This is a genomic window from Desulfobacula sp. (assembly GCF_030611305.1).
Lineage (GTDB): Bacteria > Desulfobacterota > Desulfobacteria > Desulfobacterales > Desulfobacteraceae > Desulfobacula.
In genome coordinates this window covers 1-8,807 of record NZ_JAUWQB010000115.1, presented here as the reverse complement: position 1 = coordinate 8,807, position 8,807 = coordinate 1, and the positions used below count along the sequence as shown (strand labels likewise).

General features: G+C 40.6%; 10 protein-coding genes. 5 read left to right on the top strand and 5 right to left on the bottom strand.

The genetic code is table 11. The features are described 5' to 3' along the window. Nucleotides 1-270: 270 nt before the first annotated feature. A complete protein-coding gene (locus QAI40_RS15795) occupies nt 271-813 on the bottom strand; it encodes a hypothetical protein (RefSeq protein WP_299983006.1) in 543 nt (180 codons plus the stop codon). 119 nt (nt 814-932) lie between these two features. Here QAI40_RS15795 and QAI40_RS15790 point away from each other — a divergent pair, with 119 nt between their 5' ends. From QAI40_RS15790 to QAI40_RS15775, 4 genes are read left to right on the top strand one after another with little or no spacing between them, the layout of a single operon-like run. Beyond that, on the top strand, nt 933-1,148 hold the full coding sequence (locus tag QAI40_RS15790; RefSeq protein WP_304511808.1) for a MoaD/ThiS family protein: 216 nt from the start codon (nt 933-935) through the stop codon (nt 1,146-1,148). Nucleotides 1,149-1,151: 3 nt separating this feature from the next. After that, complete coding sequence (locus tag QAI40_RS15785) at nt 1,152-1,859, top strand: HesA/MoeB/ThiF family protein (RefSeq protein ID WP_299983000.1); 708 nt, start codon at nt 1,152-1,154, stop codon at nt 1,857-1,859. Nucleotides 1,860-1,884: 25 nt separating this feature from the next. Further along, nucleotides 1,885-2,619, top strand: a complete 735-nt coding sequence (locus QAI40_RS15780) for an NAD-dependent deacylase (RefSeq protein ID WP_299982997.1) — start codon at nt 1,885-1,887, stop codon at nt 2,617-2,619. Between the two features lie 18 nt (nt 2,620-2,637). Further along, nucleotides 2,638-2,970 (top strand): histidine triad nucleotide-binding protein, encoded by a 333-nt coding sequence (locus QAI40_RS15775; RefSeq protein WP_299982995.1) that lies wholly within the window; start codon nt 2,638-2,640, stop codon nt 2,968-2,970. On the opposite strand, the gene QAI40_RS15770 is transcribed toward QAI40_RS15775, so the two are convergent. After that, nucleotides 2,943-3,920 (bottom strand): ABC transporter ATP-binding protein, encoded by a 978-nt coding sequence (locus tag QAI40_RS15770; protein WP_299982992.1) that lies wholly within the window; start codon nt 3,918-3,920, stop codon nt 2,943-2,945. The two genes, QAI40_RS15775 and QAI40_RS15770, sit on opposite strands and share 28 nt — an antisense overlap. Before the next feature lie 150 nt (nt 3,921-4,070). Here QAI40_RS15770 and QAI40_RS15765 point away from each other — a divergent pair, with 150 nt between their 5' ends. Beyond that, a complete protein-coding gene (locus QAI40_RS15765) occupies nt 4,071-5,318 on the top strand; it encodes an NAD(P)/FAD-dependent oxidoreductase (RefSeq protein WP_299982989.1) in 1,248 nt (415 codons plus the stop codon). A 104-nt stretch (nt 5,319-5,422) separates the two neighbouring features. Here QAI40_RS15765 and QAI40_RS15760 read toward each other — a convergent pair whose 3' ends face one another. The 3 genes from QAI40_RS15760 to QAI40_RS15750 all read right to left on the bottom strand — a co-directional run bounded on the left by QAI40_RS15760 (nt 5,423) and on the right by QAI40_RS15750 (nt 8,671). Further along, nucleotides 5,423-5,623, bottom strand: a complete 201-nt coding sequence (locus tag QAI40_RS15760; protein WP_291348055.1) for a cold-shock protein — start codon at nt 5,621-5,623, stop codon at nt 5,423-5,425. Nucleotides 5,624-5,809: 186 nt separating this feature from the next. Continuing rightward, on the bottom strand, nt 5,810-6,790 hold the full coding sequence (locus tag QAI40_RS15755) for an ABC transporter ATP-binding protein (protein WP_299982981.1): 981 nt from the start codon (nt 6,788-6,790) through the stop codon (nt 5,810-5,812). A 6-nt stretch (nt 6,791-6,796) separates the two neighbouring features. After that, nucleotides 6,797-8,671, bottom strand: a complete 1,875-nt coding sequence (locus QAI40_RS15750) for an extracellular solute-binding protein (RefSeq protein WP_299982978.1) — start codon at nt 8,669-8,671, stop codon at nt 6,797-6,799. Nucleotides 8,672-8,807 lie beyond the last annotated feature (136 nt).

Here is an 8,807-nt window from a genome sequence, read left to right as displayed (position 1 = left end):
TATCTCTGGTAAGAATCTTTCTTAAGGAGGGTCTGGTGACGTTTAAAGAGGAAAAAATCTTTTAAAATTCTTCTTTATGGGAACCCGGATACGTTTTTGATCCTCCCCCAAAAAAGTAGGCACAGGGTTAAGCCACTTTTTAGATAAAATAGTGAGAAGCACTATCCATTTCTTGGATAGTAAAAAGGCGAGCCCGTTGTCTATCAATATGGGGTACGCCCTTTATTTAAAGGGCGTTTAATTCTTTTGGTAGTAGTGACCGCAATAAGATCAGTTAAGCTTGATATCATCGATTTCCACGGTATTTAAATAGTCTTTTACAGCCCCCAGAGTCAGGGTAAATATTTTAGTGCCGGTTAAAATAGCAATAGCATCATCCTCACACTTACAGGCACTGGCAAAGGCCGGCCCCATAATATTGGCTGGATTTTGGGCCTCATCGGGATTATTCTGCATCACCTCCAGGTAGGTATTCAGTCGTTGCTTTAAGATTTCAAAATAATCAATGCTTTGACCGGTTGTTGTCTCTGTAAGATTGGATATGTTTTGAGATGTTTCCCTGATAAATTCCCAGAACATCTGTGTTAACGGCCCTTTATTTTTATCTGTGGCCGGCATGAAAAAGGAGATGGCCCAGCCAACACTCAGGATTTTTAAAATTTGAAGTTCATATTCTATGGCAGTCAGGTTTAAATTGCTGTTTTCAGGTATAGCAGCTAAAAGTTCTTTCAGGTCTGTTCTGTCAATGGCAAAGGCAGCCAGGTCCTGAGCCAGTTGCTGCACGGCCAGGGGTTCTCTTTTTTTATATTTCATGGATCTCCGAGCTTTTCATTTAATTCATATACAAAATAATTCGCTTATGGCATATAATGTATCATTTTAATAACAGCAGAAGCAAAAACTGTAAACTTAAAATTATGATAAAGATAGACTTGAAGTTGTTTGTAACATTGTCCAAATATCTCCCAAAAGACAGCGGGTGCCTTGAAATCCCTGAAGAAACCACTGTGGAAAAGCTTATGTTGGATTTTGGTATTCCTCCAGAGCTTGTGAAATTAATTTTTATCAATGGGAAGCGGCAGGATAGCAAATATCGGTTGAAACACAATGACAGGGTTGGGCTTTTCCCGCCGGTTGGAGGTGGATAGACTATGGTAACCTCAAAATTTGGAGAACGGTATGATAGAAATTTTAATACGCTTTCCCTTAAGGAACAAAAGAGACTTGGGGCATCAAAAGTCGCTGTGATAGGGGTAGGCGGCCTTGGCGGAGGCGTATGTGAGATGCTGGCAAGGGTTGGCGTCGGCCATTTAACCCTGATTGACGGGGATTCATTTGAAGCCAGTAATTTAAACCGTCAACTCTTGAGTGAAGAACATCTGATAGGTACCCCCAAGGCGCAAGCGGCAAAAAACAGGGTAAATGCCATCAACTCCGAGGTTATTGTAAAGCATCTGGTTGAATATGTGGATGAATCCAATCTCTATGAACGGATAAAAGATGCGGATCTGGTTATGGACTGCCTGGATGCCATAGATACAAGATTCATGTTGCAAAAAGCCGCTCAAAAAGCATCCATCCCCATAGTATCCGGTGCTATTGCAGGAGTTACAGGTCAGGTAACAACTATTTTTCCGGGGGATAAGGGATATGAATTGATATATGGGCAAAAAAGTCGGAAACAATCAAAAGGGGTCGAGACAATGACTGGCAATATTGCCTATTGTGCGCTTTTTGTTGCAGCCCTTCAATCCTCCGAATGCCTGAAAATTTTGCTGGATCGCGGAGATATTCTCCGCAATAAACTGCTGATTGCAGAATTATGGACCAATACCTTTGATATCATGGACTTGGTCTGAATATATTTCAGGAGAGAGACCGTTTATGTATACCAAGGCAGCAAAAATCATTAAATCATCCAAACGCTGTGTCGCGTTTACAGGTGCCGGTATTTCCGTGGAAAGCGGTATCCCGCCGTTCAGAGGGGAAAATGGCCTTTGGAATAAATATGACCCCCAGACGTTTGATATCCAATATTTTTACAGTCATACAAAGCAATCCTGGGAGGTGATCCGGGAAATTTTTTATGACCTGTTTGGAAAAATCAGGCCCAATGCAGCCCACTATGCTCTGGTAGAACTTGAGGCCAACAATATGTTAAGTTCGGTGATTACCCAGAATGTGGATAACCTGCATAAAGATGCGGGCAGTAAAATTGTCCATGAATTTCACGGGTCCTTAAAAAACCTTATCTGTCTTAAATGCAGGACAAAATACAAGATTTTAGAGATTGACCTGAAGGTTCTTCCTCCGGTGTGTAAAAAGTGTGGCGGGATTTTAAAACCGGATGTGATTTTTTTCGGAGAAGCCATTCCCGAACCTGCAAAAACAAATTCATTTAATGAGACAAGAAAGGCAGACTGTTTTATTTTGATCGGCACCACAGGGACTGTGGCACCGGCAAACACAATTCCGTCGGCAGCAAAATCAAATGGGGCCAAAATTATTGAAATAAATCCTTATGTGTCTGAATATACAAGGTCTGTTACTGATATTTTTCTTGAGGAAAAGGCAAGTATTGCCATGGAAAAATTGATAGAAGAAATCGATAAATTATAATTGTTTAAAGGAGTTTTAATGCCCAGCGACTGTCTGTTTTGTAAAATTGTTAACCGGGAAATCCCGACTGAGTTTTTATATGAAGATGATGATTTTGTTGTTTTCAGGGATATCAATCCTGCAGCCCCGGTTCATGTGCTGCTGGTTCCTAAAAAGCATATCAGAAGCATAAATGACTTGCAAAAGGAAGAGGGTCCAATTGTCTCAGGTCTTTTCATGCTTGCCAAAGACATGGCAAAAGAGCAGGGTGTTAATACGTCCGGATATAAATTGTTATTCAATGTTGAAAAAGGCGGCGGCCAGGTAATTTTTCATCTTCATCTTCATCTGATTGGCGGATGGAAAAGATGACATGCTGTTAAATGGTTTGGATCGTCTGCGTTTTTAAGCAGTTCAGGCTCTTTTTCACGACAAATATTTTGAACATACTCACATCGGGTATTGAAGTTGCATCCGGCAGGAGGATTCTCCACAGAAGGCACTTCTCCTTTCAAGATGATCCGGTTCCGGCCAGATTCCGGGTCTGGTACGGGGATAGAAGATAAAAGCGCATTGGTATAGGGGTGCCGCCCATTATTATAGATATCATTTGCATCCGCCATCTCAACAATTTTGCCCAGATACATGACAGCGATCCTGTCCGAGACATGTTTTACAACAGATAAATCATGGGAAATAAAAATATATGTCAGCCCCATTTTCTGCTGGAGTTCCAGTAAAAGATTTAAAATTTTGGATTGAACGGAAACATCCAATGCTGAAACCGGTTCATCACAAACAATGATTTCCGGTTCCAGGCTGATGGCTCTTGCGATACCGATTCTCTGGCGCTGGCCGCCTGAAAACTCATGGGGAAATTTAGAAAGCATATCCGGCAAGAGACCGACACGTTCAATCAATCGATTGATTGTTGAGTCCAGATTCCCGCTATTTTTGCCGTGGATGATGTATTTTTCTTCTAGTATTTGTTTGACAGTCTGTCTGGGATCCAATGATTCAAACGGATCCTGAAAAATCATTTGTAAATTTAATGCAAGTTTTTTTCTCTGCTGCGAATTGAGTTTGGAAACAACCCGACCTTTTATAATGACTTCCCCTTCCGATGGGTTATAGAGTCCCATCAGACATCTGGCCAGGGTTGTTTTACCGCATCCTGATTCTCCCACAACACCAAGGGTTTTCCCTTTATTCAGCGTAAAAGAGACATCATCAAGTGCATATACCCAACCGGTACGCCTTAAAAATACGCCGCCGGTCACAGGAAAATATTTTTTAAGATTTTTTACTTCAAGAATTGCCATATCATCCTTATTAAACTAAAAATTTTTACAGTCTATATATCATGATATACAAAATAAAATAAATATATCATCAATTAAATTGAAAAATAGTTAAAACAATTCTAATATATCGGTTGCATTCTTTTCAACTGACTTTAAAGGATAGATATAATGAAATCAAATAATGATGTGATTATTGTTGGCGGTGGAATTATCGGTCTTGCCTGTGCTCATTATCTTATAGAAAAGAATGTGTCCGTAAGAATTATAGAACAAGAGGTTGTCGGTTCAGGGGCATCCCATGGAAATTGCGGCCTGCTTTATTTTTCAGATGTTATTCCGTTGTGCGAACCCGGTGCCGTCCGTCGTGAAATTTTCAAAGCAATGATGGGAAAATCTTCTCTATATATCAAACCCACACTGGATATCAAACTCATCCACTGGCTGCTGAAATTTGCAGCACATTGCAACGCAACCCAGATGAAGGCAGCTTCAAAGGCTAAAAATGATATTTTAAGATATTCTCTTGATCTCTTTGAAACGTTTTTTTTAGAACATACCATTGAATGCGATTTTGAAAAAAAAGGACTTCTGCTTTTATTTAAAGATAAAAAATCTTTTGAGGGCTATGAATCCACCAACACTTTTCTTCAAAATTTCGGGTTTGGTGCAAAAGCACTTGAAAAGGATGAAGCTCAAAAACTGGAGCCGGCAATCCATAAAGATATTGCCGGTGCCTGGTATGATCAATCCATTTGGCACTTAAGGCCTGAGATGCTGGTTGATGCCTGGAAAAAGCTGTTGATCAAAAAAGGCCTTATGATTGAAGAGAAGTGTAAAATGACAGGGTTTGAAATTGACCAGGGTAAAATCAAATCAGTTTATACGGTAAAGGGTCAATATAAAGCAGACGCTTTTGTCCTTGCAACAGGGGCCTGGACACCTGACATGGAAAAACAGTTGGATCTGAGAATCCCGGTCCACCCGGGTAAAGGATACAGTATTACTATGGAAAGACCGGATCAATCCTGCGAAATCCCCTGCTACTTATATGAAAAAAACATCGTGGCAACTCCCTGGAAAACAGGCTATCGGCTTGGCGGCACCATGGAGTTTTCAGGATTTACCGATGAGTTAAATGCAAAGCGGTTATCCAGGCTTATTACGGGCGCAAAAGAATATTTGAACACCTCTGTGAGGCATCCCATCCTTGAACAGTGGAGCGGACTTCGCCCAATGACTTATGACGACCTGCCCATTATTGACAGATCCCCTTTCCAGAACAACCTGTTTATTGCCACCGGACATGGCATGCTTGGACTGACACTGGCTACAGGTACAGGAAAAGCAGTCTGCGATATGATATGCAACGGCAACGCGCGAATTGATCTTGCGCCTTTTTCCATGGATAGATTTTGATTTATTGTAATCTGTCCGATTATGTCCGGGTTAGATCTGTCTGGCGCTTTGGAACACAAAAAAAGGGTTTTCTATTCGTGTCTTAAGAAAACCCTTTGAATATTTTATTGAACAGTTACGTTAACTGCTGCCGGCCCTTTCTGGCCGTCTTCCACATCAAAAGTGACTTTATCGCCTTCATTAAGTGATTTAAAGCCATTTCCATTGATACCTGAATGATGAACAAATACATCCGGTCCATCTTCCTGCTCGATAAAGCCGTATCCTTTTGAATCGTTAAACCATTTTACAATCCCATTTGCCATTGTGACTTTCTCCTTACTTAAAATAAATAATATAGTTTCAAACTTAAGGTCTTGCCACTTTAACAGATGGGTCTTCCCTTTAGAACGAAACTGCTAAGCCCTTATCCGAGAGGCTATTGTTGATTATTATGACTTTGATTTAAAAAATCAAGGATTATTTTAAAAATTTATTTTTTTTGCATGAATTCATGTATCCACCAAATGGCATGCGGCTGTATGATTTCGCCCCACATTTCGCTCCAGCGGGACTGTTTTCCTACAGATATCCTCAACCAATGGACAACGGCTTGCAAACCTGCAACCTTCCGGCATATCCAATAACGACGGTACATTGCCCTTAATTGTCGGGAGCCTGGTTTTTGATTCTTTGGCAAGTGAAGGAATTGATGTTAACAATCCTTTGGTATACGGATGTTTTGGATGTTTAAAGAGTGTCGCAACTTCAGCTTTTTCAGCAATTCTTCCTGCATACATGACAACAATATCGTCACAATTTTCTGCAATAACCCCCAAATCATGGGTGATCAAAATCACAGACATTTCTGATTCCCTCTGAAGGGATTTAATCAAATCCAGAATCTGGGCCTGGACGGTTACATCCAATGCTGTGGTGGGTTCATCTGCTATAAGAATATCAGGTTCACATGCCAGTGACATGGCGATCATTACCCGCTGCCTCATACCGCCGGAAAGCTGGTGGGGATATTTTTTCATCACTTTATCAGGATCAGATATGCTTACTTTTTCCAGCATTTTGACAGCAGCTGTTGTCATTTCACCAAAAGGCAATTCAGAAAAATGAAGTTTATAAATTTCGATCATCTGTTTGCCAATTGAATGGACCGGGTTCAGGGCGGTCATGGGTTCCTGGAAAATCATGGAAATTTTTTTACCCCGGATATGATGCATGTCTTTTACCGGCAGGTTAAAAATATTTTGACCGTTAAATAAAGCCTTGCCCTGAACAATCCGTGAAACCGGTTTTGGTAAAAGTCTCATGATACTGAGAGCGGTAACACTTTTGCCGCATCCGGACTCTCCTGCAATGCCAAGGATTTTACCTTTTTTAAGTTGAAAATCCACCTGTTCAACGGCTCTGACAACACCCAACTCCGTATGAAACTCAATTATAAGATCCCTGACATCTAATATGATCTGCTCAACCACTTTGATTTACTCCACCCTGAACTGTTCATCTATTATGACAACCGGCTGAAAAACTCTGTCCTTTTTCTTTGCATTTAGGGTTTCATCCTTTTTCCCTGCATTAATCCAGAAAAGCCCCCCTGTTGTTGTTGAGAAAGGATCAAACAGACTGTCAGATCGTTTGGTTCCATGGAAATCGGGAAGTTCAAGCCATCTCCAGTATCCCAGCCTGACATAGGGAACCATAAACGTGGGCACAAAAGCACCGGTTTCATGGATGGCATCCTGTATTTTTATTGACAGATCTATTCTTTCTTCTTTATTCAGGCTTGCCCTGTATTTATCAATCAGCTCGTCCAGTTCGGGATCATCCGTGTTGGTAATATTATTGGTCTGGGGTTTATGGGCATTGTCAGAATGCCATCCCTGCCAATAAGAGGGTCTTATGTTTGTACTCCATCCCATCCACGCGACATCATGCTTTTTTTCTAAAAATTTTTTAAACATTGCAGTGGAATCAAGGCGTTCAAGCAAAAGCTCAATTCCTGCTTTTAATGCATCTTCTTTAAGCACCACAAGCCTGGGCGTATGTTCCTCATAACTATAGGTAACCTTAACAGAAAATTTTCTTCCATCCTTTTGCCAGACACCATCACTCCCCCTGTTCCAGCCGGCAGACATCATTAAGGCTCCCACTTTTGCAATATCATAACCTCTTGGTTTTATTCCATGATCGGTATATTCCCCATACCCGGAAAAAGCCTGGGCCAGCCTGAAATAATCTCCCCTTAATACATTGTTTATGACTTTTTCAATATTCATTGCATGGGCAAATGCATAACACAGCCGTCTGTCTTTGAATATTTCCTTATCCTGGTTAAGCCACATCCCCTGTGCTGATCTCTCCTGATTATTAAAAAACCAGATTTTATTAATATACCCTTTTTGAAACAAAGAAATGTTTGATTTTTTATGCCAGTATTTGGGCATCGTCAAGCCAAAGGCATCGAGTTTTCCTTTTTTAAAATATTCCCATTGAAGGTTAGAATCCCGGATTACATCAAACACAACATCATCAACATTGAACCTGTTTTTTAGATATGTCTTATCTTTAGCCCACCATTCTTTTTTTCTTTTGAATTTAATAAATTTTCCTTTTTTAAAATCACTGATCTGATAGGCTCCTGTATTGGGAACAATCTCCCAGTTGTATTTTTGAACAAATGTTTCATCAAGCGTGCCAAAATAGTGTTTCGGTATGGGAGATATCCCTAGTTTCAAGTAAAGATCCGGTACGGCTTTCGTACTTTTTACCCCAATGGTATAGTCATCATAGACCATGACCGCTTCCAGTTCTTTTGTATAGTAATCGTTATACCAGGGAGCAATGATATGCTCTGAGCGCATAAATTCAAGGGTATAGGCATAGTCCCAGGCCGTAACCGGTTTGCCGTCCGACCACCTGGCATCTTTATCCAGCTTGAAGTACATGGTTTTCTTATCATCCCCAAAGGCCCAGTGCGTGGCAAGTTCAGAAATAATATTGTCTGTGTTGGGATGGATATTAATCGATGATAGTTGATTGTCGAGAATTGCACTTCGAAACGAGCCGTTTGAATCCGGTCCGACCACCCTGAACGTCATGGGAAAACTGGTGACAGCAGAATGAAGAATTCCGCCTTTGAGCGCCTTTTTAGATGAAAAAACCGGGTCTGATTCATTTGTCAGCCATTTAATATTTTCAGGCAAAACAGCATATTCTTTTTTCTCTTCGGGGGTGATAATACTTTTTGATTCAGGTTGTTCTTTTTGACTGTCTTTTTGCGGATCATTGTCCCCACATCCTGATAAATAAACACAAAGCAGCAGAATCAGGGCCATCATCATTGTATTAAACTTCATTTTTTTCTCGCTTTTAAAATTGCTTTCCCGATATTTTTTTACTTAACCGAATTATACACCCCCATACCAGATTAAGCCCCGGACAATCAATATTTCTTTTGTTTTAACCCCAGCCCTGGCATTTTGGGTAAATAGC

Excerpts from the sequence above, each read along its gene's own strand:
- QAI40_RS15795 (WP_299983006.1), bottom strand. The coding sequence starts at position 813 with ATGAAATATAAAAAAAGAGAACCCCTGGCCGTGCAGCAACTGGCTCAG.
- QAI40_RS15770 (WP_299982992.1), bottom strand. The coding sequence starts at position 3,920 with ATGGCAATTCTTGAAGTAAAAAATCTTAAAAAATATTTTCCTGTGACC.
- QAI40_RS15775 (WP_299982995.1), top strand. The coding sequence starts at position 2,638 with ATGCCCAGCGACTGTCTGTTTTGTAAAATTGTTAACCGGGAAATCCCG.
- QAI40_RS15765 (WP_299982989.1), top strand. The coding sequence starts at position 4,071 with ATGAAATCAAATAATGATGTGATTATTGTTGGCGGTGGAATTATCGGT.
- QAI40_RS15750 (WP_299982978.1), bottom strand. The coding sequence starts at position 8,671 with ATGAAGTTTAATACAATGATGATGGCCCTGATTCTGCTGCTTTGTGTT.
- QAI40_RS15760 (WP_291348055.1), bottom strand. The coding sequence starts at position 5,623 with ATGGCAAATGGGATTGTAAAATGGTTTAACGATTCAAAAGGATACGGC.
- QAI40_RS15780 (WP_299982997.1), top strand. The coding sequence starts at position 1,885 with ATGTATACCAAGGCAGCAAAAATCATTAAATCATCCAAACGCTGTGTC.
- QAI40_RS15785 (WP_299983000.1), top strand. The coding sequence starts at position 1,152 with ATGGTAACCTCAAAATTTGGAGAACGGTATGATAGAAATTTTAATACG.